A 26,619-nucleotide genomic window follows, 5' to 3' on the forward strand; every position below is an offset into this window, starting at 1 on the left:
GGTTGGTCAGGCGTGGAGGGTGCAACCCTAACCACCCTGCAGCGGCTTGCCCAGAAAACGCTGGCGCACGTCCCATGCGAGCGCAGCCCGCAATGCCGATGCAAACTCGCGGTGTTTCTCGAAAGCCCGCCCTGTATCTTCATCGACCGACGACACGCGCACAAGCATGCCGTCAGGGATGCGCCGATCCAGGGCGTACTGCCATTCGACCCACTTCTTTTCCAACCCGGAAGTGATGCCATATTCGCCAACGACCGTCCAGTACGTGACAGGCTCGACGCGACGCCCCAGGGTCGTTTGCAAGCGGATGGCTGGGATTTGCTGCGCATCCATGTTGAGGGCGATGGGCTGTTTGTCCAGCAAAGTGAACCCCTGCGCGGGGTAGCAAATCTCGGGTTTGTGTAGTTGCAAGTCGTCGCTTTGATTCTTGCCGTAGGCGACCGACAGCATGACCCGGTACCCTGCTGGATCGATGTACACCCGGCTCAACGTCTGGCTGTACAGTTTTTGTAGCATTTCCGTTTGCTGTGGATTGACGACCTGCGCGATGGTGTTCGTCTCCTCCCTCCACAACCCGACCGTTTTCGGAACCATGCGTTCCAAATCGATCGCGGGGAGTTCATCGGCCAGATAGTGCGTAGGGCGCAGCAGCGCGCCCAAAGCCGCCGCCAGCAACATGCCTGCCATGAGCAACAGGTTTCTCGTCAGCATACCGTTGCGCCTTTGCAGTGACAGTCGCGAAGCGGCTTCTCGAAGCTCCCCTCGCCCTGCGGGAGAGGGGTTGGGGGTGAGGGAGTTAGGCATCGACACGAGCGCGGCGCGCCAACCACCCGCGCACGGGTTCCCATGCCTCGATGGCCTGTACCGCGCTATCGATACCCACGATCAGCAGCAACGCGCTCAAAAACAGCACCATCCCGGCAAACCCATGCAAAAAGCCCTGCCCGGCTTCGTCGCCGAAGTGGTACGTGATCAGGCATAGCGTCGTCACCCGAATCACATTCGCTGCAAAGGAAATCGGGACGATGAGGATCGCCAGAGTGACATTGCGAAAAAGCGAATCCCGCCGCACCAGATTGAGGTACAGCAAGCCCAGCGATTCGAGCGTGAGCAAGGTGTGCAGCCCTGCACAAGCATCGGCGACGAGCAACATGTATTGCCCGACCTGCAAGATGACCCCGCTGCGTGCGATGGGGTAGCCCACGGCATACAGCAAATGCTCGGCTACATAAGACACCGCCATCTTCATGGGCATCGTGAAGGCATCGACGATCACGCCAGGCAGCGGAATCATGAAGAACAGAAAGAACAGCGCGAACCACTGCACCCGCAATGCCGTAGCGCCATACCGCAACCACACCATCCCTGCCAGCAGCGCGATGACCGAGCCAGTCTCGAACATCAGCACGTCTTGCGAACGGCCTATGGCATACAGCAACAGCCCCTTGCCGAAAACCACCCACCCCCATGGGCTGGAGCGGCGATGGGCATCCCCCTGCGCCGCCTTTTCCATGGCATCCCAGTTGCGGTAGAAAAGCCATAAGCCAATGGTGAGCACGACCGGCCCGTGCATGTGCTCCTGCGAACCCCAGATTCCCGACAACAACCGATAGAGGGTCGGCACGTACAACGCAGCCAGCCCAACGATGAGGGGCAGCCACGGCAGCCATGGCGCTGCAAGGATGTTGCGGCCAGTCAGCATGGCCTTTTTCGCTTCAGGCATCGTTGAGTACCGACCCGATCAGTTCGACCCCGCTGGATTGCAAGCGCTGCGCGAGCTGGATGACGTCCGGGATGCGCGTGGCATTCCTGCGGCTGACCATCAGCGCATTGCGCGCCCTTGCGGCAATGATTTCCGAGTCCGCATACACGCTCCCGGCCGGGGTGTCGATCAGCACTACGTCGAATTGCTGGTTCGCGGCTTCGAGCAGGTTCCCAAAAGCAAGGCGCCCCAGCAGCTCCTGCGGGTTCGGCGGATTGGCCCCGGCAGGGATGACCGCCAAATTGGGCAGCCCGGGAACGAGGGTGGCGACCTCCATCCCCGCACGGTTGGCCAGGATGCCGGACAGCCCGAAGTTTTTGCCCAGCTTGAACATCGCCTGCTGACCCTGCTCAGGCTTGGCACGCAAGTCTGCGTCGATCAACAAGGTGCGCTGGCCTTGCTGCGCGAAGACGATGGCCAGATTGCTCGCCACGAAGCTGCGCCCATCCCCCGTGCGCGGGCTGACGATGGCCAGCACCTTGTTGGCCCCGGCTTTGTTGAGCCAGCGCAAAACTTTGTTTTCCGGGGGCTTGTTGAGCCAGCGCAGCATGAGCTGGCTGCGCACCGCACGCATACTTTCGCTGACGGCGCCAAAGGGCTGGTATGCCGCCAGCAGCATGGGGCTGAGGCTGGTATTGGATGTGCTGAGGTAGGCATAGTCGTACTGCTGGCTCAGCGCAAAGTCGATGTCCTCCTTGGTCAGGAGCCGCAGCGCAAGTGCAGCTTCCCCGAATGGGACATGGTGGGCTTGCTGGTATTCGAGGATCTGCTGCGCGCTGTCCTGCGTCAACCTTCCGTTGGCAACGAGGATGTCGCCGATCGAACGGCTTGCGCTAAAGATGGGCGATACGGAAACCGCTGTATGTACGGTCTGCCCAGCTTCGGGCGTCGTCGCATACCCCGCCGCTGGAGCCGCAGCGCGCGCCGCCGTTTTCGCTCTCATGCGCTGGCCTGGGTGGATGAAGAGGGAGCTGCCGCACCGATCTGCCCAAGGACGGGCATGTGCAAGGCCTCGGACAGGTCTTCCGCACAGCGCACACGCCGGTCACGCAACTCCAACAACAGGGCGATACCCACCCCCGACAAGGTTCCCAGAAAGATCGACACCAGCACATTGAGAAAAACCCGGGGCCGAGAAGGCTGCGCGGGAGGTGTCGCGGGGTTCAGCACAGCCACGTTGGTCTGATTGGTCTGGCTGGCAATGTTCGTCTGCGAGGCACGCTGGCTGACCAGTTCAAAAGAACGCTGCGCGGATTCGATGTCTCGGCGCAACACGTTGAGCTCGTCACGCTGTTTGTTGAGTTGCAGCACACGTGTTTTCTGCTTTTGCAGGGCGGAAAGCAATTGCCCTTCGCGGGCACGGTTGACCTGGAAAGTCGTCTCGATCGAGTGGGTGATCCGGCGGGTTTCGTCTGCGAGCTGCGTTTTGAGCGTTTCCAGCTCTGCGCGGGAACGTTGGGTTTGCGGATGGTTCTGCCCGAGGTTGACGCTACTTTCGGTCAGGCGCGCCTCCAGCCTGGAGATGTCAGCCTTCAGCCCGTTGATGAGAGGGCTTTGCATGACCTCCGCCAAGGTATCGGTCTGGCTGGTTCCCCGCTTGCTTTGGCTGTCGGTGGTCTGGCCCTGGATCAGGGTGAGCTGGCTGGAAATCTCATTGAGCTTGGCCGTTTCAAAGTCGAGCCGCTCGTCTGCCGAGGTGATGCCATGCTGCTGCTGGTAATCCGACAAGGCCTGTTGCGCCCTTTCCAGCTTGAGGCGTGCAGCCTTGGTTTGTTCATCGAAGAATGCTGCGTACTGCCTTGCCGGGGCAACTTGCAAGTCCAGATTGACGTCGATGTAGCCCTGTGCGAAAGCGTTGGCCACCATTGCAGCAAACTCCGGGTCCGCAGCGGTGTACTCGACCTGGATGACAGTGCTCTCCCGCGAGGGCTTGACGGAAAGGTCCTTTTGCAATGCGGCACCAAGCCAGTCAGCAATCTGCCCTTTGCCTTTGGCCTCGGTCTGCCATTGCTGGCGCACCGTGGGGTTTTCGTCCATCTTGAGCAGTTTGACCACCGTGCGCGCAACACGGTCACTCTGGATGATGTCAACCTGGGTCGCCATGTACCCCGGCGCCATCATTCCCTGCAACATCATGCCGCTCACCATGTCTGGCGCCTTGACGTCGACGACCACGGCAGCGCTGGCCGTGTACTGGCGCGGCAGAAGCAAACTCACGGTTCCCGTCAGCCCCACCGTGATCACCAAGGTCAGGAGCACTACCAGGTAGCGCGCACGCAAAACAAGCAGGAACTGCTGGAGCGTCATAGCTGAAACGACGAGGTGAGCGACGAGGTGAAGACGATTAGAAAATGCTCTCGCGAACGTAGAGCACGTCGTTGGTCTGGACGGGGTCCGTGAGTTTGGGTTCGGACTGGACGACGGCGCCGCTTTCGGCCTTGCGGTGCAGGCGCAGGCGTTTTTCGCTGCCACGTGCAGTAGGCCCGCCACCGAGGGCGATGGCCTGCATCACCGTCATGGCACGCTCGACACGGTAAGCCCCGGGGCGCTGCACCTCGCCATAGACATAAAAGACCGGGGCACGATGCACGTAAATGCTGTCACCCCCTTGCAAGATAAGGTCATCTTCCGTGCGAGCGTGGAGGAAGATCGCTGGAATATCGACTTCCTTGCGGAAAGGTTGCCCATCGCGCATTCCCGTCACGATCACGATGTCATCGCCCCCCGGAACAGCCCCGCCGGCGTTGGCCAACATGTCTGTCAATCGGATGTTGGCCGTCTCCAAAGGAAAGCGCCCAGGCCGAGCCACTTGGCCCAAAACGGAGACCTGGTTGCCGCGAATTTGCATCAACAGGATGCTGACCTGCGGGTTCTGCAAGAAGCCCCCTTGTTGCAAGGCATCGCGAATTCGCTGCTCCGCTTGCGCCACCGACAGCCCACCCAACTCGACCGACCCCAGCAAGGGATAAGAAATCGCTCCGCTTTCGGAAACACGGGTTTCGAGCGTGAGGTCGGGGTTTTGGAACACCTGAATCTTGATCGCATCCCCTGGACCCAAAGGATAGTCAGACTTGGCCCCGGCACTCGCACTCACAGCCGCCATGACGCAGACGATCCCACACATCCATGCTCGCACCCAACGCAACCAGATCATTTCCTGCACGCCTGTCTCCTTTTCCCTTTGCGCTGACCTTTGCGCTTACTTCAGGCCAGCCACGCCTTTTTCTATCGCCGTCTGCCGCGCATCGCCTTGTACGGGCTGCACGGCTGGTTCCACAGGAACTGGGGAAACCGCAGGGGCCGCAGGGGTCATACTGCCGAATTCGCCAACGTATTCCACCGGTTTTGCTGCACGCAGCCGGGCCAACTCGTCCTTGACGGCATCGCTGGAACGCTTGTTTTGCAGAAACTGTTCAATGCGCGGCAGCGCCGTGGCCTGATCCACCGGCGCAGAGCGGGAAGCAACCACGCGCAGATAGGTCAAAGTCTCCGGCGATTCCAACACCACGCTCTGCCCATCTTTCAACGCATGCACTTTGGTAAGCAAATCGAGCGGAATCTGCTCTGCAGAGCGCGTTGCACTCCCGCCCCCGAACTTCACGCCTTTGCCCTTGAGCCAGACTGCCACTTCCTCGGCCGATTTGCCCGCAGCAGCCATGGTGCGCAAGGTGTCCAGCACCCCAGCATTGGCGGGGACGAGTACTTCCTGCACGTTATAGACGCGCCGGGCAGCAAACAGCTCGGGATGCTCGGCATAGTATTGCTCGCACTCCTGCGTAGTGGGCTTGGCCATCCCCGCCATGATTTTTTGGAAATACGCACGGGCCAGCACGTCGCGCCGCGCTTCTTCGAGCGCTGCAATGGTTTCCGGCGTGCGATCAAGCTTTTGCTCCACGGCCTGCTGTACCGCCAGTGATTGGTCGATCAGCCTTTCGATGGCCTCTCGGCTGGCTTGCTGGACGGCCTGCGGCGAATCGCTGGGCACGCGGCTACGCGCCAACACCTGGTTGACCTGGTGTACCGAAATCTCTTCCGATCCCACCTTGGCCGCAACCTGGGAAGAAGCCCCGTCTTTCTTGCCACAAGCAGCCAAGCCCACAAGCAGCGCCACGAGCAACAAACGATGAAACGGAGTACTACAAAAACCGGGAGAACAATGAGAACCAGACATGAGAACCTTTCGACGTGGAAAGAACAACTATCCTAAACCAGCATTTAGGCCGGGGTCACGGCTTACCGCCCTGCATGACAGGATTTCCAACCAGTCAAAACTGGTATTGCGCAGACACCGAATACATGGTGCTGGCGTAATCCAATCCTGGCCAATTGGCGCCGCGCCGGGAATTCTGTAGGGTCACGCTGACTCCCAACCGTGGGTCGCGCTGCCAGCGCAGAACAACGCTGGTGTCGCGCTTGTCGTCTTGCCTGGGAAGTGCAATGGGGATAGCCGCATCGCCCAAGTACTGCACACGAGAACGATCCCGGCGCAATTGCAGCGTGGTCTTCGGCCCCACCTGCCAGGTTGGCGCTACGTAGAACGTGTCCGTCTGCGCAAAGCTGCTGTAAGTGGTGACGTACCCGGAAAAGCTGCGGGAATGTCCCAACAACACGCTGGACTTGCCGCCCAATTGCCACAGCAAGCTGGCGGCATGGTCGACTTCGTCGAAATCCCCAGTGGGCCGCGCAGGATGGGTCTGGTTTACCAGCCCCATCGACACATCGACCCGCAATTGATCCGGCAGTGCCCACTGTAAACGTAGCTCGTCGCGTTCTTGGTCGAAATCGCTCTGCGTGGAAACGACGTACTCGGCTTCCACATCCTGGTGGCGCCAGGAGACTACCGTTCCGCTTGCCCAACGATACCCTACCCCGGCATACAAAGAGTCCAGGGTGTGGTCGCCCCCGGCAACGAGATTTTGCTGATTGGTCTGATCCTTTCGGGAAGCGCCAGCCAACAACTGCCATGGCCCACCGAGTTCGTACACCGCGTCTACGCGACGGGTACGCTCGATTCGTTCATTGCGGTGTTCCAACCCCACATAGTCGGAAAAACTGTTGAGCGACACCGTGCGATCCAGCGCAAGCGTTCCATGGAAATCGGGCGTCACGCTCCAGCGCAGCGCAATGCCTGCATCGCTGGAGGTGTAGTTCAGAAACTCGAAGCTACGAAAGCGGTGGTCTCCCACTTTGGCGTGGATCTCCAGCTTTTGCATGCCCAACTGGGAGGTGAACGCAAGCTGCAACTCGTTGGAAAGACGCTGGTCTGCGGCGCTGGCTTTGCCTAGGCGCGCCACCGTGTCCGTTCCGGCAGGCAGACGCAACAGGTTGTCATCGAACACGAGCGAGGATTCGATCTCGATGGTCAGAGGGCAATTCTCGCCGCACCATCCCTCACCACACCATGCAACCCCAGCCGCCCCGGCACAACATATTGCCAGGAACCATCGCAAACAGCGAATACACATACGAACAAATAGAAACAAAGGAAAATGCCAAAATGGCTATCAGGAGTTTTGCATACTTCACAAGAAAATTGCAAAACTACATATACGAAGCGATATAGAAAACTATCGAGTAAAAAGAGAAACAAATATTTTCACAAACCACCGATCGATCGCAACTTGCCTACAGCCTGCGCACGATTGCTGACAGCCAGTTTACTGAAAATCCGTTTGAGGTGATTTTTTACCGTGAACTCACTGATCTGCAAAATCAGTCCAATTTCCACGTTGGTTTTTCCGACCATGACCCAGTGCAAAACTTCGCGTTCTCGATCCGACAGAGCGGGAATTTCCCGGCCAGAAATCTCCGCAGCAGCCAGCCGTTGCGAGGCCAGTAACTCTACCTGGCGCAGCGCAGCATCGACGACAGGCGTCAATACCAACATGGTTTCCCGGTCCTGCTCCGCAAACTTGCCTTGCCAACGCAAAGCCACGTACAAGCAGTCGTACTGGTGACGCTTGTCGCTGTGACCATGCACCAGCATCGCAGGAACGATCTCGACGTACCCACCCAGCACAGCCGGCCACTGTTCCCCCCCCATCTTTGCCACACGCGGCGGGTCGATCACCGGCAAACGGCCCGCCGCACACCACGCAGCATACAAGGCGCGCAACGTTTCGTTGATCTCTTGGGGTTGCACATTCTGCGTGCGCGCACGTTCGTGGGGGGACAGGATGTCATGAATCAGAAATCGCTCCCCCGCGCCGTAATCTCCCCACGCAGCAAGCAGCACATCGTGGGGCAAGAAACTGCGAAAGTCTCCCTGCAACCAATCAAGCAAATCGCGATGGGTACGCACCCTCGCAGCCCCCGCAATACAGCGGGGGTAATCACGCCAAGCTACGCTGGCCGAAGACGCTGGATCGGGCATGGGGAAAAACGCATTGCCGCCAAGCAGAAAAAAGGCGAAAAAAAAGGGATCGCAAAGCAACCCCTTTTTCTTCTTACACAGCGCTTGATGCGCCGCAATCCCCCCGGGCGGGGGACAACCGGGGATCACCCGGGATTATCGTCTTTGTCGTTGTTGGCGAAAAGCACCTCGAAAAAGCACCTCTCCTTCTGCCTGACATCCACACTGGGATCAATGCTTGGAAGCAGAGGATTGGTGGCGCTGGCGACGCCGCACCACAGCACCCACTACCCCCAAGCCCGCGAGCAACATGGCATAGCTTTCCGGTTCTGGAACGGGTACCGGTGCTACGACCACGCTGTAGTTGCCAAAGTAATTGGCGGTGTAAGACAAAGGATCGACCTTGCCTTTGAGAACCAGGGTGTGCGCCCCAGAGGTCAAGGAAGTACCAAAGTTGAAGGCCCCAACATTAGCACCCCACTGCTCCCCGCCGGTATACAAGTTCTGTAAAGTGGAACCCATCAGCATGTCATCAAGGTACACATTCAAGTCACTCACGGTACCCAGTGTCCACCCTTGCACGGATAAGCTCATCGCCGACCACGGTGTGGAAAATGCGTTGAACGTGTAGGTGTCAACGAAATCCCCAGTCGAAAAGAAGGTACCACCACCCCAAGACCCCCACTCTCCTTGATCCCCCCCGGAGACCCAGCTCGTCACCGACGCAGAAGCATGCCCGCCAACCAAAGCACCTACGGCTAACACCGCAGCGGCAACAACATTTTTGAGTTTCATGACATTCTCCTTAACAAAATACTGCGCAGGCTGCGGGCCTTTAACACACATGCTTAACACATGAACCAAAGCGCCCTACAACCTACAGCGCAATTCCCAGCGACACACCAAGACCGATGCACCACACGAGTAACACACTACGAGCAGCAACCAATCGCGATCTTTCCCTAGATTTTTAGTCAGTGTACGCAGCGTTCCTGGCAAAGTCTGTAGCCCTTTCGAGCTATTGTTCCAGACTACCCCGCTCGAACCGTGACCAATTCGTGCCTGCATGCCTGTCTCGTCTTGACAACCGTCCAAGCTTACCGCCTTCGCGGCAACCAGCGCCTACGCACTTACGCGCTTACGTGGAACTCGGCAGCACCCTTTGCAGAAAAACCGCGATGTCCGCCAGCTCTGCGGCACAGACTGTATGCGGCATCGCGTAGGTCTTCCACTCCACGGAATAGCCCAACCGACGCAGCACGCCGAGGCTGGATTCGGCGTGACTGAGGGCCACCACCGTATCCCCCATGCCATGCGCCAAAAAGATTGGCGTGTTCTGGTTGGCCGGGTGACCATCGCACTGTTTCGGTAGCGGAAGATAGCCCGACAAGCCGATGATCCCGGCCAACGTTCGGGGGCAACGCAAGCCTGCATAGAGCACTACCGCGCATCCTTGCGAAAACCCGGCCAACACGATGCGTTGCGGTGGCACGCCGCGCCCGACTTCGTGCTCGACCCATGCCAGTACCGCCGCAGCACTGGCGCTGATTCCCGCTTCATCCTCATCGCGGCGTAAATCGTTGTGTCGAATGTCATACCAAGCCGATTGCACAGCGCCCCCGCAGACGGTGACGGACATTTTGGGCGCATGGGGGAAGACAAAGCGAATGCGCATCCACGCAGGCAACTGCAATTCCGGGATGACATCGTAAAAGTCGTACCCATCGGCACCCAAACCATGGAGCCAAATGACGGTGGCATCCGGGTGGGCGCCGGTATCGCGCGTCACACAAGGCAACAAAGCAAGATCGGCAGGCATCGCATCGTCTCCAGTTCGTGGCGCACAGTGCTGGTCGTTCCTGCCATTCAGGCAAGCAACGCCTGCGCAAATTCCCGAGCGTCGAAGGTTTCCAAATCTTCGAGCTGTTCCCCAACGCCGATGAAGTAGACAGGAATGGGCCGCTCGCGAGCTATCGCTGCGAGCACGCCTCCCTTGGCGGTGCCGTCAAGTTTGGTCACGATCAGCCCCGTCAGCCCCAGCGCATCGTCAAAGGCGCGAACCTGCGCGAGTGCGTTTTGCCCCGTATTGCCATCAAGCACCAGGATCACTTCGTGCGGCGCAGTAGGCATCGCCTTTTGCACCACCCGCCGCACTTTCTTCAGCTCTTCCATCAAATGCAATTGCGTGGGCAAGCGCCCTGCCGTATCGACGAGGACGACATCGCAGCCACGCGCCGCGCCCGCCTGCACTGCGTCGAAAGCCACAGCGGCAGGGTCGCCGCCGATCTGGCCAACGATGTCCACCGTATTGCGATCCGCCCAGACCCCCAACTGCTCCCGCGCAGCGGCACGAAAGGTGTCCCCCGCCGCGAGCAGAACAGTGGCTCCCTCCTGGGCCAGGCGCCGGGTGAGTTTGCCAATGGAGGTAGTCTTCCCCGCGCCGTTGACGCCGACCATCATGATGACCGTCGGCGTATCCATCCCAATCTCCAGCGGTTTTTGCAGGGGGCGCAGCAAATCTTCGCATGCAGCGACGAGCAATTCCCGCACGGCGGCGGGGTCAGTAGCGCGGGCGCTGCGTACCCGTTTGCGTAGCTCGTCGAGCAGATGGGTACTGGCCGATACCCCTGCGTCGGCCAAGAGGAGTGCTTCTTCCAGCGCGTCGTACAAGGCATCGTCGATATGGACGCGAACGAAGACGCTGGCAATGCTGGAACTGGTTTTTCGCAACCCTTCGCGTAGCCGGGCGATCCAACCGACACGCGCCGCAGGCTCGGCCACCGTATCCATCACAGTACCGGCAACGGTACCGACCGACCCATCGATCACCCTACCGACCACCCTATCCACCACAGCGCCAGCCACCGTCGCGCCTCCAACTGGTGGCAATGACGCGCTTGATGGAGTCCCCTGCGGTGTATCCGGTGGTGGGGCAATTTTTTTGCGGAAGAAGCGAAACATGGTCGATGGCAGTGCCGGGATCAGCCCCAGGGAAGTCCGCTCTCATTCTATGCACCGCTGCTTTTGCGGCACCTATCCTCCATCGCCTACACCCCATCGCTAAGATGCCCGCGCATGACGAGCACATCCCTCTACCGCCCCTGCCCCGCCGAGGCCGCATCGCTATTTGGTTACCGCAAATACTGGGCGGCACGATTCGGCGTGGCTCCCTTCCTGCCGATGTCGCACGAGGAAATGGAGAGCTTGGGTTGGGATGCCTGCGATGTGATCCTCGTCACCGGCGATGCCTACATCGACCACCCGAGTTTTGGCATGGCATTGATTGGCCGCCTGCTTGAAGCGCAGGGCTTTCGCGTGGGCATCGTGGCCCAGCCGGACTGGCGCAATGCAGCACCGTTCCGCAAACTGGGCGCCCCCCGGCTGTTTTGGGGCGTGACAGCCGGGAACATGGACAGCATGGTCAACCACTACACGGCAGATCGCAAAATTCGCAGCGACGATGCCTATACCCCCGGCGGAGCCAGCGGCAGACGCCCGGACCGTGCGGCCACCGTGTATTGCCAACGCTGCCGGGAAGCCTTTGGCGGCATTCCCGTCGTGCTGGGGGGCATCGAAGGCAGCCTGCGCCGTGCAGCGCACTACGACACCTGGAGCGACACAGTGCGCCGCAGCATCCTGCTCGATGCCAAGTGCGACCTGCTGCTCTACGGCAATGCCGAACGCGCCGTCGTCGAGGTCGCGCACCGGCTCGCCGCCCGAGAACCCGTCGCGAACCTGACAGACATCCGTGGAACCGCTTTCGTCCGCCGCCACAGCCGTTTGCTCTCTGCAGAAGCCACCACCTGGCACGAACTCGATCACACCGCACTATGCGATGCAACGCCCACAGCACGCACCGAAACATGCCCTAGCGTCGTGCGCCTTCCCAGCTTCGAACAGGTGCGCAACGACCCCGTGCTGTACGCCCACGCCAGCCGCATCCTGCTGCACGAATCCAACCCCCACAACGCCCGCGCCCTGGTGCAGGCCCACGGCGAAGGCGATACGGCACGGGACGTCTGGATTCAACCGCCGCCACTACCGCTAACCACCGCAGAGCTGGACCACGTCTACGATTTGCCGTACGCACGCAGCCCCCACCCCGGCTACTGCGGGCCAGACGGCAAGCTGGATGCCTCAACACGCATCCCGGCGTGGGAAATGATCCGCCACAGCGTGACCATTCTGCGCGGATGTTTCGGTGGCTGCTCTTTTTGCAGCATCACCAGCCACGAAGGGCGCATCGTCCAAAGCCGCTCGCAGACATCGATCCTGCACGAAATCGAACAGATTCGCGACACCGTGTCCGGCTTCACCGGAACCATTTCCGACCTCGGCGGCGCCACGGCAAATATGTACCGCCAAGGCTGCGGGAACCCCCGTGCCGAAGCCCTGTGCCGCAAGCCCAGTTGCGTCTACCCAGACGTGTGCAAGAACCTGCGCACCGACCATGCTCCCCTGATCGCGCTATACCGCGCCAGCCGGGACATTCCCAGAATAAAAAAGGTGCTGATCGGTTCCGGCGTTCGCTACGACTTCGCCAGCCGTGCGTATATACAAGAGCTGGCCGAGCACCACGTCGGCGGATACCTCAAGATCGCCCCAGAACACACCGAGCACGGCCCGCTCTCCAGAATGCACAAGCCTGGACTGGAACGCTACGAGCACTTCCGCGAGCTGTTCGAACGTTGCTCCACCCAGGCTGGCAAAGAGCAATACCTGATCCCCTACTTCATCGCCGCGCACCCCGGCACGAGCGACGAGGACATGCTCGCGCTCGCGCTGTGGCTCCAAAGGAATCGGCTGCGCGTCGATCAAGTGCAAACCTTCTATCCCACTCCCATGACGGCATCGACAACGATGCACCACACAGGCCGTGACCCCTGGCACCCCGTGCATCGCGACCCCGTCGATCCTCAGGAAAAGGTCGAAGTCGTTCGCACGGAAAAACGCCGCAAGCTGCACAAAGCCTTTCTGCGCTACCACGACCCCGCCAACTGGCCCCTGCTGCGCGCTGCCTTGTGCGCCATGGGCCGCAGCGACCTCATCGGCCACGGCAAACGCCACCTGGTTCCCCCTGGCGAGAAGACCTACCCCCCCGGCGCAGCCAAGAGCCGAATTCGGTAGGCTACTGCACAGCTTGCTTACCTAGTGGCTGACAGAAAAGTCGGATTTTTGATGCGTGTACCCGGTACTTTCAGGAAGTGATCCGGAACCTAGACCGGATTACAAATTTTTTTGCGGTCGAATTTTGACAAAAACCATGTATCCTGCTCCAAAAATTGAATTATTGGTGAATGAAGGAAAAGCTATCCTCTGCAACCACTCATGCATCCCTTGAAAAAGACCGTCGAGCGGCATCAAGCCGCTCGACGAATGGATGGTGGTGTCGTTCGCTCGGCATCAATCGATTGCTGACGAACCACCATGCCAATACGGTAAAAATTTCGTGCCAAGACTGACAATGAAACATAGCGTTTGAATCCTTTTATTCCCTCATCGGGGCACATATCCAAACCAAAGTGTTCCAATCCATTGATCGCCGACTCTACAGCAGAATGTGCTTTCCGTAGTTTCACAAATGTCTCGCTCGATTCTCGTTCTTGTTCCGCTTGAGAACAGCGCCCTTTCTTTGGTAAAGCAGCACAGTCTAATAATTTTGCCAATTTTTTCTGATTCTCTTGACTGTGGAATCCTTTGTCAAAACTCACGGCATTCAAAGTCGAGAATCGTTCTTTGGCAGCTTCAACCATTGGTACAGCAACTTCGTTATCTTCTTGCTTCTCCATAACGTGATGATGCAGAATGAAACGATGTTGATCTTCCAGAATACAAACCTTTACCCCCAATTCCACAGGCACACCAGCCTTGCCTTTGCTTATCCACTCCGTATGCGGTTCAAACAGCGAGAATATCTTTTCCGAATGCGGAATGCGTTCCCCGTTGATCACCCTACGGCGAATCTGATCTGATAACTTTTCTGCATGCCCTATGAAGACCTGCAGCTTCGATAGCAACCCTTGCTCCTGTGCGCTGATCTGCGATGCAGCCAAGACGACTTCCTGCCTTGTTTGGGTGGCGCGCTCGAACAGCTCTTTGGCTTGCTTGAGATATTCCTCGCATGCTTCGTGGATGGCAGCTTCCTTTGCTGCACGTTTGGCTTCATTTTTTGAATGAGAGCGCCGAAGCCGCTGGATATGGCGATACTGCTTTTTGAATTGGCGATAAGAGTGTTCATGCTGACGCCAGCCAGACAATTTATGTTTCTCCGCTAACTTTGCACTCCATGCAATGATCTTTTTTATAGCATCAAAAAGAAGATTCAAATCGGTTGGAAAATGTACATCTGTTTCAACGACAAAGGAATCACAACGACCGTGTAGAACGTCGTCCGGGCTTTTTTTTACTAGCGTATGGCCGGTTTTGACCACAACTTGATTGATTCGATCAAGAATCTCTGGGGTAAATAACCTCAAATTATCTTTCAGGGTTTGCACGTTGTATTTTGTCTCATCATACCAGTCAGTATGCCCGAGCATTTGTCGCAATGTCCGATGTTGATTCACCAGCTCTTCCAATCGGTCGTAATCGATATTCAGACCCAATCGAACCACACCGATGACAAGAATTTGCCACTGCGACATACCTGGGCGACCCATATGTGCTTTTACTTTTTCACCAGAAGGGAGTACCGGGAGAATTTCTGAGAGGATAGAGAAAACTTCTTTGCGTACGTCTGGTATTGTGTAGATGTACTGAAGTCCTAGCAGCAATTTTGGGATATCATCGCGAGAACGCAGATCAAGTTGAATGTTGGCGATAGGATCTTCGCCTAATTTCATCTGAGGATTTATGACAGAGCGCATGTAGTTCCCAATTATTTTAATGAAGATTGAAGTAGGATGAAAATATTATATCAAAATTAAAAATTTTGTGTGTAATGCGACATCTTATGCATAATCTCATGAAAATCGCAGGAAAGCGGCTCAATCTTCACCCACCCAAACGTAGCGTACCCTGTTGATTTTGCATGGTTTTCTATTTTTCTGTCAGATACTACCTACGCGGTGGTGGTTGCAGAGGCCAACATGTACCTATACCGAGCTGGGTGCTCCGGTTCTCCGCACGGTACATAGCCACCGATACACTGCCTCGCCCTGTTTGCCCCTTATTTCCACGCCTTCGCACCCGATGAACGAGCCTACCCCCGCTGCCATTTCCCCCATCGAAGCCATCGTCGACGATCTCCGGTCGGGGCGGATGGTCATCCTGGTCGATGAAGAAGACCGCGAGAACGAGGGCGACCTACTCATGGCTGCAGAGCACATCACTGCCGATGCGGTGAATTTCATGGCCCGATTCGGGCGCGGACTGATCTGCCTGACGCTGACTGCAGAACGCTGCGATGCGCTGCAGTTGCCCCCGATGACTGCCCGCAACCGCGACAAGCGAGGGACGGCATTCACCGTATCCATCGAAGCCGCAGAAGGGGTCACGACTGGCATTTCCGCTGCGGACCGGGCGCACACCATCCGAGTGGCCGTCGATCCCAAGAGCCAACCGTGCGATCTTGTCCAGCCCGGCCACATCTTCCCGCTGCGCGCCGCAGCCGGTGGGGTACTCATGCGAGCCGGCCACACCGAAGCTGGATGCGACCTGGCCGTCATGGCTGGGTGTATCCCCGCCGCAGTGATCTGCGAGATCATGAAGGACGACGGAACGATGGCGCGCCTGCCTGACTTGCAGCGCTTTGCCGCCGAACATGGGCTGCGGATCGGAACGATTGCCGACCTCATCGCGTACCGCAGCCAATCCGAATCGATCATCGAACATGCTGGTGTTCGCCCGCTGCGCACGGCTTTCGGCGATTTCACTGCCCATGCCTTTCGCGACAAGATCGCCCACGGCGCGCACCTGGCGCTGGTCAAAGGCGATTGGTCCGACGACGATGTCGTCCCCGTTCGGGTACACGAACCCCTTTCCGTACTCGACGCCCTGGAAGTGGGCCGCGCCATGCACTCGTGGAGCCTGGATGCCTGCCTGGCCCACATGGCCACGGTTCCGCGCGGTGTGGTCGTCTTTCTGAACTGCGGGGAAAGCCCCGCACAGTTGCTGGCCCAATTTGCGGGAACGGCGGTCGCCAGCCATGGCGTACAGGGTAGCAAGGTTGATTTGCGTACCTACGGCATCGGCGCGCAGATCCTGCGCCAGTGCGGCGTGTGCAAGATGCAATTGCTCGGCCCGCCACGCCGGATGCCCAGCATGGCAGGGTACGGGCTGGAAGTCGTGGGCTATCAGATGCCTTGACCCCATCCCCTGATTCCCCGCAACGGCCCACCACTCTCCTGCGTCGCCCCCCGGCGTGCTCTCTATCCCCTTCCTTTGCCTTTCCGCGCTTTCCCATGATCACTTCAGCACTCGGTACCCCCGGCGATGACGATCCCCGCCTCGACGGCAGCCGCTTTTCCATCGGCATCGTGCAGGCACGGTTCAATATCGACATTACCCAAGCCCTCGCCCAGGCCTGCCTGACCGAGCTTGCTCTGCTGCACGTTCCCGACGCACGCATCATGCTGATGCAAGTTCCCGGCGCGCTCGAAATTCCCATAGCACTGGCCACGCTGGCGCAAAAAAAGGCGTACCAGGCATTGATCGGAATCGGCTGCATCATCCGGGGGGAAACGTACCACTTCGAACTCGTCGCCAACGAATCGGCAGCGGGAATCACCCGGGTAGCCTTGGACTGTCGCATTCCCATCGTCAACGCCGTCCTGACCACCGAAAACCTGGAGCAGGCCGTGGCCAGGCAGCACGACAAAGGCCGCTACGCCGCACGAGCCGCCGTTGAGATGGCTAACCTGTGCGCAGCCTTCGCATGAGACACCCCCCTCCCTCCGATCCATCCAAGCCTCCCCCCGGTACGCCCCATACGCCTCTCACCGAGGCGCGCAAGGCTGTCGGCAAGTCGGATCGATCCCGCGCACGCGGGTTTGCCCTGCAAGCGCTGTACCAGGTGCTCGTCGGCAACAATCCCGTGGCCGAAGTCGATCCATTCACCCGGGAGTTGGTAGGTTTTTCCAAGTGCGACACCGACCATTTCCAGGCCTTGCTGCATGGATGCGCAGCCGAATCCGAGGATTTGGACGCGCTCATCGCGCCAATGCTGGATCGAAAGCTGACCGAACTGTCCCCCATCGAACGCGCCGCCATGTGGATCGGAGCCTACGAATTGCTGCACCACCCGGACATTCCGGCACGGGTGGTGCTCAACGAGGCCATCGAGCTGGCCAAGGAATTTGGCGGCACCGATGGCCACAGATACGTGAACGGCGTACTCCACGCGCTGGCGCGCAGACTGCGTCCCACGGAGGTTGCCACCGATGGCCCCCGGCGCTTCCGCTGACCCTCCCGCTTCCCCAGCTTTTGCCTGGCCGGTGCGGGTCTATTGGGAAGACACCGATGCCGGTGGCGTGGTGTACTACGCCAATTACCTGCGGTTTTTCGAGCGTGCGCGCAGCGAATGGCTGCGCAGCCTGGGGGTGGATCAGCAAGCGTTGCTGCAAGAAACGGGATGCATGTTCGTCGTCAGCGAGGTCCACGCCCGCTACCTGCACAGCGCCCGCCTGGGTGACGAGCTGTTCGTCACGGCAACGTTGCACGAACGCGGCCGCGCCCGGCTGACGCTGCACCAGCAGGTACTGTGCCCTGCCCGCACGGCATCTGCCCTGTGCGAAGCCACCATCCGCCTAGGCTGGGTCGACCGCGACGGTCGGCCCACACGCATTCCCACCCCTCTTCTGCACTCCCTGCCATGAACCAGGATCTTTCCATCCTCACACTGGTGCAACAGGCCAGTCTGGTCGTCCAATTGGTGATGCTGCTGTTGCTGGTGTTGTCCATCACGAGCTGGGCGGCCATCTTCCGCAAGCTCTTTTCGCTGGGCAAGATCCGTGCGCTCAATGACCGCTTCGAGCGCGATTTTTGGTCCGGCAGCAGCCTCAACGACCTCTACGCCGCCGCCATGAAAAACGCCCGCGCAGCAGGGCCGATGGAGCGCATCTTCGCCAGCGGGATGCGGGAATACCAAAAACTGCGCGAGCGACGCATCACCGACCCCGGCACCATGATGGACGGTGCCCGCCGTGCCATGCGTGCCAGCTACCAGCGGGAGATGGACGCCATCGAGCACTACCTTTCTTTCCTCGCCTCGGTCGGTTCCGTCTCCCCCTACGTCGGTCTGTTCGGAACGGTGTGGGGGATCATGCATGCCTTCACGGGCCTCGCAGCCCTGACCCAAGTGACCCTCGCCACCGTGGCCCCCGGCATCGCCGAAGCCCTCGTCGCTACCGCCATCGGGCTGTTTGCCGCCATCCCCGCCGTCGTAGCGCACAACCGCTTCGCCCGCGACATCGACCGCATCGCAATCCGGCTCGAAACCTTCATGGAAGAGTTCTCGAATATCTTGCAACGGAATGTAGGCGCCCAATCCCCCGGTGGGCACTGAGACCATCGTCCCAGATCACAACGCTGTAGTCCTGCAATACCGAAAGCCTGCACCATGACCACCGTCGTTCGGCGCGGCAAAGGACGCCGCTCCATCCATGAAATCAACATGGTTCCCTTCATCGACGTGATGTTGGTGCTGTTGATCATTTTCATGGTCACTGCCCCGCTCATCGCGCCAACGACGATCGACCTGCCCCGCGCTGGGCAGGGCAAGAAGTTGCCGGATCGGGTGGTGCAAATCCTCATTGCCCGCGACGAAAGCTTGCGCATCAAGACCGACGAGCGTTCTCATGCCACGACGTTCGACGAACTGGCCCGGGATGTGACGACAGCGCAGGCCGGGGATCGCGATGCGGCCGTCGTGCTGTTCGCGGACAAGGATGTGCGCTACGACGTCGTGGTGCGCGCTATGGATCGATTGCACCGCAACGGCATTCGGCGTGTGGGCCTGGCGCTGCAACCCGCCGCAGCCGGGAAACCCCATGCCGCCCATTAGCGCTGCGGCCACCGGGGTTGTCGTCCATCCCGAATCGGATCGGCCCGAATTCCTGCCCCCCCACACACCGGGATCGCTGCGTGCCTTCGGGCTGGCGCTGTTGGTTCACGGCCTGCTGCTGTTCGCACTGACGTGGGGGGTGCAGTGGCAAAAGGATCGGCCCGACACACCCATTGAAGCCGAGATCTGGGCAGCCCTGCCCCAGGAATCCGCCCCGCCAGCACCGGTGGAACCGCCCGCCCCACCCCCAGCAGAACTTGCCCCACCCGACCCTCCCCCGCAAGAAGAACCCGAGATCGCCACCACCCCGCCTGCTCCCCCCCGCCCCATTGAGCGTCCTCTGGAGCGCCCCAAGCCCCTGGTTCCTCCTCCACCAACGCCACCCAAGCCCATTCCCCCCAAAACCCCTGCGCCACCACCCAAAAAGCCACCCCCTCCCACCCCACGCGCAGCCCAGCCCGTGCTGGACGATGCCCTGGTGGCCGCGCAACGCACAGCACACATGCAGCGCCTGGCGCAGCTTGCAGGAGTAGATGCGACATCGCAGGGGACAGGAACCGCCGCGCACAGCGCAGCACCGTCTGCGGGGTATGCAGGGCGCATCCGCGCACGCATCCGGCCCAATATCGTTTTCACCGAAGACGTTGCCGGGAACCCCACCGCAGAAGTCGAAGTGCGCGCTGCACCGGATGGAAGAATCCTCGGACGCAGGCTCGTGCAGCCCAGCGGCGTGGCCTCCTGGGACGACGCCGTCCTCAAGGCCATTGACAAAACCGACTCCCTTCCCAGAGACACGGATGGCCGGGTTCCCACCCCGCTGGTCATCGTCTTCAGCCTGCGGGACTGAGTGCCCGAAGGACTCTCCAATAGGACTTAGAACCTATTTCAGTAGGCAGGCGAGCCGAAGCAGTGTGCGTGGCGCCGGAGCGCAGGAACCGGAATGTACTGACAGTACATGAGGATTCCGAGCACCGCCGCCGCGTGCAATGCGATGGCGCAGCCCCTACTGGAATAGGTTCTTATGCAACATCGTTCCGGCTAGGCATACCCACGCAGACAGTACAAAGCAGTACGGCAAGTGGGTAGAACAACGCCGGGGCGGTTTTGCGTCAGTCCTGCCCACGATACATTCCTCACCATGTCTATCGTCCCCAAAGACTCTGAAGGAATTGCCGGGATGCGTGCCGCAGGCCGTTGCGCGGCTGCGCTGCTCGATTACCTGGCCCCCTTCGTCCAGCCTGGCGTCACCACCAACGAGATCGATCGGCTTGCCGAGCAATACACCACCCAGGTGCTCGGCGCCACCTCCGCACCGCTGCACTACGCGCCCAGCGGGCATCGTCCGTACCCCAAATCGATCTGCACTTCGGTCAATCACCAGGTTTGCCACGGCATCCCCAACGACAACCCCCTCAAAAACGGTGACATCGTCAATGTCGACGTCACGGTGATCAAAAACGGCTGGCATGGCGACACGAGCCGGATGTTCCTCGTCGGCGACGCCTCGTTTGCTGCGCAGCGCCTTTGCCGCGTCTGCTTCGAGGCGATGTGGCACGGCATCCTGCAGGTACGCCCCGGCGCGTACCTCGGGGACATCGGCCACACCATCCAGACCTTCGCCCAACAACACAGCTACAGCGTGGTGCGCGAATACTGCGGGCATGGCATCGGGCGCAGCTTCCATGAGGAACCGCAGGTGCTCCACTTCGGCCAGCCGGGCACGCTCGCTGTCCTCGAACCCGGAATGACCTTCACCATCGAGCCTATGCTCAACATCGGGCGCAAGGAAGTGCGGGAGCTGGGCGACGGTTGGACGGTCATTACCAAAGATCGTTCGCTGTCCGCCCAGTGGGAACACACCGTGCTGGTCACGGCAACGGGGGTCGAGGTGCTGACGCTCTCCCCAGGCTGCCCCACGGCGCCTCCATTCGTTCCCGAATTCGTTCCCGCTTCCCTCGCCACACCGCCTTGAGGATGCCGTGTCCCCCACCACACCACTCCTGCGCCAGCAGTACCGTGCGCGCCAAGCCGCCGTGCTTGCAAGCTGTTCCCCCAACTTGGCAACACCGTGTATCCGTAGCACCCTGCGCAAGCTCAGCAACCTGGCCGATGAGTTTCTGCTGACCTTGTGGCGCCAAGCGGGACTGGGCAAGCCCTGCGCATTGCTGGCCGTCGGCGGGTTTGGACGGCGGGAGCTGTTCCCCCATTCCGATATCGACGTGCTGGTGCTGTTGCCCGACAGCCCCACAACCAGCCTGGATGCAGCGCGTTCTGCGCAAATCGAGACCTTCATCCGCAGTTGCTGGGACACCGGCCTGGAAATCGGCTCGAGCGTGCGCACCGTTGGCGAATGCCTCGAAGAAGCCACCAAGGACCTCACCGTCCAGACGGCGTTGCTCGAATCGCGTTGCATCACCGGCAGCCGCACCCTGGTTGCAGACTTTCGCACGCGCTTTCGCTCCATCGTCGACCCCCAGGCTTTCTTCATCGCCAAGACGCTGGAAATGCAGCAGCGCCACGGCAAGTACGAAGACACACCCTACGCGCTGGAACCCCACTGCAAGGAATCCCCTGGCGGGCTGCGCGATCTGCACGTGATCCTGTGGGTCGCCAAGGCGGCAGGGTTTGCCGAAGACTGGGGCAGCCTGGCGCGTGCGGGGCTGGCCACGCCCTTCGAGATTCGACAGATCCGGCGCAACGAAGCGCTGCTGCAACGCATTCGCACCTTGCTGCACGTGGCCACGCGCCGCCGTGAAGACCGACTCCTCTTCGACCTGCAAAACAGCGTGGCCCAGTCCTTCGGGTACCTAGCCCCCGAGGGAGACCCACGCGCTGCGGCACGCCCTGGCGAACGGCTGATGCGCCAGTACTACCTGGCCGCCAAGGCGGTGACGCAACTGCGCGAAATCGTCCTGCTCAACATCGAAGAGCGGCTGCGTTCGCGTTCCCCGGCAGCACCACGTCGCATCGACGAACATTTCTTCGACAACGCCGGAATGCTCGACATCGCCAGCGACGACTTCTACCGCCGCGACCCCCATGCGATCTTGCAGACCTTTTTCGTCTTCCAAAGCGAGGTGGGGATCCAGGGCCTGTCTGCCCGCACGCTGCGGGCGCTATACCACGTACAGGACCTCATCGACCACCGCTTCCGCAACGACCCCGTCAACCAAGCTACCTTCTTGCGCATCTTGCAGCACCCCAGCGGGCTGACGCACACCTTGCGGCTGATGAACGATACCTCCGTGCTCGGGCGCTTCCTGCCCCCGTTTTTGCGGATCGTCGGCCAGATGCAGCACGACCTGTTCCACGTCTACACGGTCGATCAACACACCATGATGGTGCTGCGCAATGTGCGGCGCTTCTTTTTGCCCGAGCATGTGCATGAGTACCCTTTTTGCTCGCAGCTTGCCGCAGATTGGGACAAACCCTGGCTGCTGTATGTGGCTGCCCTGTTCCACGACATCGCCAAAGGCCGTGGCGGGGATCACAGCGTGCTGGGGGCGAAGGAGGTGCGCCGGTTTTGCAAGCGCTACGCCATCGCAGCCGAAGACGCGCAGTTGATCGAGTTTCTCGTCCGCGAACACCTGACGATGAGCCGCATCGCGCAGAAGTGCGACCACACCGATCCATCCGTGATCGCACAATTTGCCCGCTACGTCCGTACCGAACGCCAATTGACCGCGCTCTACCTTTTCACGGTAGCGGATATCCGTGGCACCAGTCCCAAGGTATGGAACTCCTGGAAAAGCAAGCTGCTCGCAGACCTGTACCACTCGACCTCGCAAATGCTGGGCGGGCACGTGCCAGATATCCACGCCGACATCCGCGAACGCCAGCACGATGCCATCGTCGAGCTGGCGCTGCACGCGCAGCCCTACCTCTCGCACAAACCGCTGTGGGATACGCTGGATGCGGGGTACTTCATGCGGCATGACGCTGTCGAAATTGCCTGGCACGCACGCAAGCTCTCCCGCTACGTCGAGTCACCCACGCCCATCGTGCGGGCGCGCCCTTCCCCAGTGGTCGATGGCTTACAAGTGCTCGTCTACACCCGGGATCAGGCAGACCTTTTTGCGCGGATTTGCGGATACTTCGAGCGCAGTGGGCTGAGCATCCTTGATGCACGCATCCACACCACCCTCAAGGGATATGCCCTCGATACCTTTCAGGTCGTCTCGCCGGATCCGACGGAGCGCTACCGTGAACTGGTCAACATGGTCGAAAGCGAGTTGGCACACACCATTGCGATTGCCGGGCCGCTACCCGAACCAGGCAAGGGCCGGGTATCCCGCCGGGTTCGAAGCTTTCCGCTCCCCCCCCGCGTGCGACTGCGTCCCGATGAGACTGGGCAACGCTGGGTGCTGAACCTATCCGCCAGCGACCGGGTGGGGCTGCTCTATGCCGTCGCAAGGGTGCTAGCCCGGCACGGCATCGATTTGCAACTGGCCAAAGTCATCACCCTGGGCGAGCGTGTCGAAGACACATTCCTGATACGAGGATCGGCCCTGCAAAACCAAAACACCCAGCTCGCTATCGAAACCGAGCTGCTGGCAGCGTTGGGTTGAACCCCAATTTGGGTACAACCCAACAATCCAGCGGCATTTACGCTACGGCGTATGCATTACGCTGCGGCGTATGCAGCCTGCGCCCTTTTGGGGGGTTCCCCCTGGGGAACGGGTTTGACTTCCTTCCACGCCATCGCCAGAGGCTCAATGAGCTGCTGGACTTCGAGGATGATGGCGTCGTCGTTGCGTGCATTGGCCAGCATCAGGCGATACGAACAATAGTCATACAGCCGATAGAGGTTGTTGGCCAAGTCCCCACCTTCTTCCAGGTCGAGACCAGTCATCAGTCCCTCCTGCATCAGGCGCAGTGCCTTGGTCAGCGCAGCGCATTTGGTTGGGATGTCGCCCCGCGCCAAGGCGCTGCGGGCAATGCCCAGGGTTTCGATCAGACCGTCGTACAGCAGGGTGACGATCTGGTGTTTGTCATTCGCCTTGACGCTGGTGGCCACATGCACCTGTTGGTAGGCGGAAGCTGCGCGAGGATGGTAGGCGGTAAACATGATGATGGCCCCTTGATTGGTCTATTCGACTTGCCTTGACTGACTGACTTTCCGGTGGGAAATGCTTTCCGGCCACCTGCTCACATCACCCGTTCCGGAACCGGAACGGCACCGCCAATCCTCTTCCAGGCATCGGCAATAGGCTCGATCACCTGGCGCACTTCGTCAAGCATACGGTCGTCATTGCGCACGTTGGCCTGGGTCAACCGCATTTCGCAGAAATCGTAAATGTCTTGCAGGGTCTGCGCCAGCGTTCCACCCGCCGAATGATTGAGGCCACCCTTCAGCCCTTCTTCCAGCAAACGCACCGCAGAGACGATGTGCTTGCATTTGGCCTTGATATCGCCACGGGCCAGCGCGGAACGCGCTGCGCCGATTTGCTGCAATAACCCTTCAAACAACATATTGACCAAAGTATGCGGGTCGGCTTGGGGAATCCCCGTTTCGATACCGACCACTTTGTACGCATTTGCCGACCTGGAATGGAATGGTGTAAACATGATGAATTTCCCCTAATTTATGTTCTGTTTATCGGCACATTCCAAGAAAAATCAAGCCGTTCATGCAAAGAATTCAGGCAACTTGGCAGGTCATTTCTGCGGATCGATTGGCGTACCGAATACCACTTGGCACACGCTGTCGTCGCACATGTCTTCGCACTTGTCCTGGCACATGACCTAGCTCAAGACGTGCTCTTGTTCCACTGCGTGATCTGCTGGCCGACGTAGGTATTGAGCGCATTGAGGTTGCTCATTTGCACGTCGAGGGCGCTGTAACGCTTGTTGAGTTGCGCTTCGATACGCGCCACCTTCTCGTTGAATTTGGTTTGGTCTTTGGTATTGGCTTCGAGCGTGCGCTTGAGCGAGGCATCCTTGGATCCAAAAAAGCCGTTCGTAGACAACAGCCCTGACGTGAAATCCTTGAATTTCAAGGCAAAGCCGTTGGTTTGCGCGTTCTTGTTGTCGATGGTGAACAGCTTCTTGACCTCGTCGCGCTGGTCGAGCGCCGTGGAAAGCGTTGCGCTGTCCACGGACAAATCTCCCCCCAATTGCGCGGTGATGCCGACATCGGCCAATCGCGAGAACACCGAGCCTGTCGTCTTGGACTGCAAGACTCCCTGCAAGGCACGTTGCAGGCTGACAGCCGTCGTATCCCCCTGCAACAACCCGGCCTGTTTGGTTTCGGCATCGTATTTGGTGAGATCCTGCATCGTTTTGTTGATCTCGTTATAGGCCTTGACGAAACCGTCTACCGCACTCGTGATCTTGGCCTTGTCCGCGCCCACCTTGACCTCGGCCTCGGTGGTCATGACTTTCTTGGCCGTCAGCGTCACGCCGGAAATAACGTTGCTGAAAGTATTGGTTGACGAAGAAACAGTGATGCTGCCGTTGATGAGCGCCGTCGCGTCTACCGCAGCCTGGGTACTCGACCCATGCACCAGCCGGGACAGGCCCGCCTCGTCATCATGCACCCCATCGGTGTCTTCGACGCTCAACGTGAAGCCGTTTTTGACCCCCGTATCCTTGGAACGCAGCAGCAGCCGCTCGCCGGAGGCGTCATTGAGCACGGTGGCACTGACCTTCGCACCGGAACCGTTGATCTTGCTGGCAATGTCCGAGACCGAATCGGTAGCCAGCACCTCGATATCGATGGCAGTGCCTTCCGTCGGCGCAATCTTCAATGTGCCTGCCCCCAAGGGCGTTCCCGCCGGGGTGGGTAGCGAAGCCGATGCGTAGCTTTGGGCCTTGGCCAATCCGGTCACCTGTACCGTGAAATCGTTGGCTGCCGTCCCCCCAATGGCCGAAGCGCTGACAGATTCTTCATCCGACGACGAAGCCGTGACGGCATTCCATGTCGTCAGGCTGCTTAACGTTCCCACTGCGCTCGACAGGTTCGAGAACAGGGACTTGATCTGTGAAAACGTGGAGATTTTGGTTTCGATCGACGCTTGTTTGGCCTGGAGCTTGACGATGGGCTGCTTTTCGATCGCCACGAGCTGCGAGACGATCGACTTCACGTCCAGACCGCTACCGATTCCCGCCGAAGATATCGCTGCCATGATGTTCTCCTGATTGGCCCAAGCCAAAGCATTATCTGCCTACCCCCCAAAAAACAAAGCAGAAAAAAACCATGCTGGGGCACCGTTCATGCACCCCCTCCCAGCCTTTCCGCTTTGTCCATACAGTGGTACGTCGCACGACCCGCTCGCACTCGCAACGCACTACCTCTACTTCTCATTTCGGCGAAGTTGCACCAAACTTGACAGTTTCCCTCACCCCCAGCCCCTCTCCCGTTGGGCGAGGGGCGCTGCGAGCAGCCGCTTCGCGACTTGCACAGGAACCTGCTGGATGGAAACGGAACGAAAAAAAGCCCGCCGAAGCGGGCCCAAACTTGAAGGAGAAAACCTGGAGAACGACCCACCGGGGCTACCCCCC

At 59.7% G+C, this 26,619-nt stretch carries 25 protein-coding genes; 10 read left to right on the forward strand and 15 right to left on the reverse strand.

Going from position 1 to position 26,619, the window contains the following annotated elements; translation table 11 throughout:
• Positions 1–27: 27 nt before the first annotated feature.
• The 11 genes from epsI to ftsY form a co-directional block, all read right to left on the reverse strand.
• On the reverse strand, positions 28–711 hold the full coding sequence (gene epsI / locus CENROD_RS06180) for an exosortase-associated protein EpsI, B-type (protein WP_022772785.1): 684 nt from the start codon (positions 709–711) through the stop codon (positions 28–30).
• An 85-nt stretch (positions 712–796) separates the two neighbouring features.
• Positions 797–1,723, reverse strand: coding sequence for an exosortase B (gene xrtB, locus CENROD_RS06185; RefSeq protein WP_022772789.1), 927 nt, complete (start codon positions 1,721–1,723; stop codon positions 797–799).
• On the reverse strand, positions 1,716–2,705 hold the full coding sequence (gene epsG, locus CENROD_RS06190; RefSeq protein WP_022772793.1) for a chain length determinant protein tyrosine kinase EpsG: 990 nt from the start codon (positions 2,703–2,705) through the stop codon (positions 1,716–1,718). The genes xrtB and epsG overlap by 8 nt, the downstream gene beginning before the upstream one ends.
• Positions 2,702–4,069, reverse strand: a complete 1,368-nt coding sequence (epsF, locus tag CENROD_RS06195) for a chain length determinant protein EpsF (RefSeq protein ID WP_022772797.1) — start codon at positions 4,067–4,069, stop codon at positions 2,702–2,704. The genes epsG and epsF overlap by 4 nt, the downstream gene beginning before the upstream one ends.
• 37 nt (positions 4,070–4,106) lie before the next feature.
• Positions 4,107–4,916, reverse strand: a complete 810-nt coding sequence (epsE, locus tag CENROD_RS06200; protein WP_051360325.1) for a polysaccharide export protein EpsE — start codon at positions 4,914–4,916, stop codon at positions 4,107–4,109.
• Between the two features lie 45 nt (positions 4,917–4,961).
• Positions 4,962–5,933: an EpsD family peptidyl-prolyl cis-trans isomerase gene (locus tag CENROD_RS06205; protein ID WP_022772805.1), complete on the reverse strand. Its 972-nt coding sequence runs from the start codon at positions 5,931–5,933 to the stop codon at positions 4,962–4,964.
• Positions 5,934–6,027: 94 nt separating this feature from the next.
• Positions 6,028–7,227, reverse strand: a complete 1,200-nt coding sequence (locus CENROD_RS06210) for a hypothetical protein (protein ID WP_022772808.1) — start codon at positions 7,225–7,227, stop codon at positions 6,028–6,030.
• Positions 7,228–7,358: 131 nt separating this feature from the next.
• Positions 7,359–8,135 (reverse strand): XrtB/PEP-CTERM-associated transcriptional regulator EpsA, encoded by a 777-nt coding sequence (gene epsA, locus CENROD_RS06215; RefSeq protein WP_022772812.1) that lies wholly within the window; start codon positions 8,133–8,135, stop codon positions 7,359–7,361.
• A 210-nt stretch (positions 8,136–8,345) separates the two neighbouring features.
• Positions 8,346–8,909, reverse strand: coding sequence for an FxDxF family PEP-CTERM protein (locus CENROD_RS13895; protein WP_022772814.1), 564 nt, complete (start codon positions 8,907–8,909; stop codon positions 8,346–8,348).
• Between the two features lie 343 nt (positions 8,910–9,252).
• Positions 9,253–9,933, reverse strand: coding sequence for an alpha/beta hydrolase (locus tag CENROD_RS06225; RefSeq protein ID WP_022772817.1), 681 nt, complete (start codon positions 9,931–9,933; stop codon positions 9,253–9,255).
• Between the two features lie 47 nt (positions 9,934–9,980).
• Positions 9,981–11,075 (reverse strand): signal recognition particle-docking protein FtsY, encoded by a 1,095-nt coding sequence (gene ftsY / locus CENROD_RS06230; RefSeq protein WP_041193331.1) that lies wholly within the window; start codon positions 11,073–11,075, stop codon positions 9,981–9,983.
• Between the two features lie 114 nt (positions 11,076–11,189).
• Between ftsY and CENROD_RS06235 the strand changes: the two genes are divergently transcribed.
• The gene (locus CENROD_RS06235; protein ID WP_022772823.1) at positions 11,190–13,241 is read left to right on the forward strand and encodes a YgiQ family radical SAM protein; all 2,052 of its coding nucleotides are present in this window, start codon (positions 11,190–11,192) and stop codon (positions 13,239–13,241) included.
• A gap of 233 nt (positions 13,242–13,474) precedes the next feature.
• Here CENROD_RS06235 and CENROD_RS06240 read toward each other — a convergent pair whose 3' ends face one another.
• The gene (locus CENROD_RS06240; RefSeq protein ID WP_022771644.1) at positions 13,475–14,980 is read right to left on the reverse strand and encodes an ISNCY-like element ISSymo1 family transposase; all 1,506 of its coding nucleotides are present in this window, start codon (positions 14,978–14,980) and stop codon (positions 13,475–13,477) included.
• 325 nt (positions 14,981–15,305) lie between these two features.
• Here CENROD_RS06240 and ribBA point away from each other — a divergent pair, with 325 nt between their 5' ends.
• The 9 genes from ribBA (at position 15,306) to CENROD_RS06285 (ending at position 23,684) form a co-directional block, all read left to right on the forward strand.
• Complete coding sequence (gene ribBA / locus CENROD_RS06245; RefSeq protein ID WP_022772825.1) at positions 15,306–16,421, forward strand: bifunctional 3,4-dihydroxy-2-butanone-4-phosphate synthase/GTP cyclohydrolase II; 1,116 nt, start codon at positions 15,306–15,308, stop codon at positions 16,419–16,421.
• A 95-nt stretch (positions 16,422–16,516) separates the two neighbouring features.
• A complete protein-coding gene (gene ribH / locus CENROD_RS06250) occupies positions 16,517–16,993 on the forward strand; it encodes a 6,7-dimethyl-8-ribityllumazine synthase (RefSeq protein WP_022772827.1) in 477 nt (158 codons plus the stop codon).
• Positions 16,990–17,517, forward strand: a complete 528-nt coding sequence (gene nusB, locus CENROD_RS06255; RefSeq protein WP_022772829.1) for a transcription antitermination factor NusB — start codon at positions 16,990–16,992, stop codon at positions 17,515–17,517. The genes ribH and nusB overlap by 4 nt, the downstream gene beginning before the upstream one ends.
• Positions 17,495–17,929 (forward strand): tol-pal system-associated acyl-CoA thioesterase, encoded by a 435-nt coding sequence (gene ybgC / locus CENROD_RS06260; RefSeq protein WP_022772831.1) that lies wholly within the window; start codon positions 17,495–17,497, stop codon positions 17,927–17,929. The genes nusB and ybgC overlap by 23 nt, the downstream gene beginning before the upstream one ends.
• Positions 17,926–18,618, forward strand: a complete 693-nt coding sequence (gene tolQ / locus CENROD_RS06265) for a protein TolQ (RefSeq protein ID WP_022772834.1) — start codon at positions 17,926–17,928, stop codon at positions 18,616–18,618. The genes ybgC and tolQ overlap by 4 nt, the downstream gene beginning before the upstream one ends.
• 54 nt (positions 18,619–18,672) lie before the next feature.
• Positions 18,673–19,116, forward strand: a complete 444-nt coding sequence (locus CENROD_RS06270; RefSeq protein WP_022772836.1) for a biopolymer transporter ExbD — start codon at positions 18,673–18,675, stop codon at positions 19,114–19,116.
• Entirely contained in the window at positions 19,103–19,963 is an 861-nt protein-coding gene (locus CENROD_RS06275; RefSeq protein WP_022772838.1) for an energy transducer TonB, read from the forward strand. The genes CENROD_RS06270 and CENROD_RS06275 overlap by 14 nt, the downstream gene beginning before the upstream one ends.
• Positions 19,964–20,254: 291 nt before the next feature.
• Positions 20,255–21,088: a type I methionyl aminopeptidase gene (gene map, locus CENROD_RS06280; protein ID WP_022772840.1), complete on the forward strand. Its 834-nt coding sequence runs from the start codon at positions 20,255–20,257 to the stop codon at positions 21,086–21,088.
• A 7-nt stretch (positions 21,089–21,095) separates the two neighbouring features.
• Positions 21,096–23,684: a [protein-PII] uridylyltransferase gene (locus CENROD_RS06285; protein WP_022772843.1), complete on the forward strand. Its 2,589-nt coding sequence runs from the start codon at positions 21,096–21,098 to the stop codon at positions 23,682–23,684.
• 56 nt (positions 23,685–23,740) lie between these two features.
• Here the strand turns inward: CENROD_RS06285 and fliS (CENROD_RS06290) are convergent, their stop codons facing one another.
• The 3 genes from fliS (CENROD_RS06290) to fliD form a co-directional block, all read right to left on the reverse strand.
• Positions 23,741–24,184: a flagellar export chaperone FliS gene (fliS, locus tag CENROD_RS06290; protein ID WP_022772846.1), complete on the reverse strand. Its 444-nt coding sequence runs from the start codon at positions 24,182–24,184 to the stop codon at positions 23,741–23,743.
• 80 nt (positions 24,185–24,264) lie between these two features.
• Complete coding sequence (gene fliS, locus CENROD_RS06295; protein WP_022772849.1) at positions 24,265–24,684, reverse strand: flagellar export chaperone FliS; 420 nt, start codon at positions 24,682–24,684, stop codon at positions 24,265–24,267.
• A gap of 182 nt (positions 24,685–24,866) precedes the next feature.
• Entirely contained in the window at positions 24,867–26,243 is a 1,377-nt protein-coding gene (gene fliD / locus CENROD_RS06300; protein WP_022772857.1) for a flagellar filament capping protein FliD, read from the reverse strand.
• Positions 26,244–26,619 lie beyond the last annotated feature (376 nt).

The organism is Candidatus Symbiobacter mobilis CR (assembly GCF_000477435.1).
GTDB classification, from domain to species: Bacteria; Pseudomonadota; Gammaproteobacteria; order Burkholderiales; family Burkholderiaceae_C; genus Rhodoferax; species Rhodoferax mobilis.

Bases quoted from the DNA above. Each gene is read 5' to 3' on its own strand.
- epsI (WP_022772785.1), bottom strand. From the start codon at position 711: ATGCTGACGAGAAACCTGTTGCTCATGGCAGGCATGTTGCTGGCGGCG.
- xrtB (WP_022772789.1), bottom strand. From the start codon at position 1,723: ATGCCTGAAGCGAAAAAGGCCATGCTGACTGGCCGCAACATCCTTGCA.
- epsG (WP_022772793.1), bottom strand. From the start codon at position 2,705: ATGAGAGCGAAAACGGCGGCGCGCGCTGCGGCTCCAGCGGCGGGGTAT.
- epsF (WP_022772797.1), bottom strand. From the start codon at position 4,069: ATGACGCTCCAGCAGTTCCTGCTTGTTTTGCGTGCGCGCTACCTGGTA.
- epsE (WP_051360325.1), bottom strand. From the start codon at position 4,916: ATGATCTGGTTGCGTTGGGTGCGAGCATGGATGTGTGGGATCGTCTGC.
- CENROD_RS06205 (WP_022772805.1), bottom strand. From the start codon at position 5,933: ATGTCTGGTTCTCATTGTTCTCCCGGTTTTTGTAGTACTCCGTTTCAT.
- CENROD_RS06210 (WP_022772808.1), bottom strand. From the start codon at position 7,227: ATGTGTATTCGCTGTTTGCGATGGTTCCTGGCAATATGTTGTGCCGGG.
- epsA (WP_022772812.1), bottom strand. From the start codon at position 8,135: ATGCCCGATCCAGCGTCTTCGGCCAGCGTAGCTTGGCGTGATTACCCC.
- CENROD_RS13895 (WP_022772814.1), bottom strand. From the start codon at position 8,909: ATGAAACTCAAAAATGTTGTTGCCGCTGCGGTGTTAGCCGTAGGTGCT.
- CENROD_RS06225 (WP_022772817.1), bottom strand. From the start codon at position 9,933: ATGCCTGCCGATCTTGCTTTGTTGCCTTGTGTGACGCGCGATACCGGC.
- ftsY (WP_041193331.1), bottom strand. From the start codon at position 11,075: ATGTTTCGCTTCTTCCGCAAAAAAATTGCCCCACCACCGGATACACCG.
- CENROD_RS06235 (WP_022772823.1), top strand. From the start codon at position 11,190: ATGACGAGCACATCCCTCTACCGCCCCTGCCCCGCCGAGGCCGCATCG.
- CENROD_RS06240 (WP_022771644.1), bottom strand. From the start codon at position 14,980: ATGCGCTCTGTCATAAATCCTCAGATGAAATTAGGCGAAGATCCTATC.
- ribBA (WP_022772825.1), top strand. From the start codon at position 15,306: ATGAACGAGCCTACCCCCGCTGCCATTTCCCCCATCGAAGCCATCGTC.
- ribH (WP_022772827.1), top strand. From the start codon at position 16,517: ATGATCACTTCAGCACTCGGTACCCCCGGCGATGACGATCCCCGCCTC.
- nusB (WP_022772829.1), top strand. From the start codon at position 16,990: ATGAGACACCCCCCTCCCTCCGATCCATCCAAGCCTCCCCCCGGTACG.
- ybgC (WP_022772831.1), top strand. From the start codon at position 17,495: ATGGCCCCCGGCGCTTCCGCTGACCCTCCCGCTTCCCCAGCTTTTGCC.
- tolQ (WP_022772834.1), top strand. From the start codon at position 17,926: ATGAACCAGGATCTTTCCATCCTCACACTGGTGCAACAGGCCAGTCTG.
- CENROD_RS06270 (WP_022772836.1), top strand. From the start codon at position 18,673: ATGACCACCGTCGTTCGGCGCGGCAAAGGACGCCGCTCCATCCATGAA.
- CENROD_RS06275 (WP_022772838.1), top strand. From the start codon at position 19,103: ATGCCGCCCATTAGCGCTGCGGCCACCGGGGTTGTCGTCCATCCCGAA.
- map (WP_022772840.1), top strand. From the start codon at position 20,255: ATGTCTATCGTCCCCAAAGACTCTGAAGGAATTGCCGGGATGCGTGCC.
- fliS (WP_022772846.1), bottom strand. From the start codon at position 24,184: ATGTTTACCGCCTACCATCCTCGCGCAGCTTCCGCCTACCAACAGGTG.
- fliS (WP_022772849.1), bottom strand. From the start codon at position 24,684: ATGTTTACACCATTCCATTCCAGGTCGGCAAATGCGTACAAAGTGGTC.
- fliD (WP_022772857.1), bottom strand. From the start codon at position 26,243: ATGGCAGCGATATCTTCGGCGGGAATCGGTAGCGGTCTGGACGTGAAG.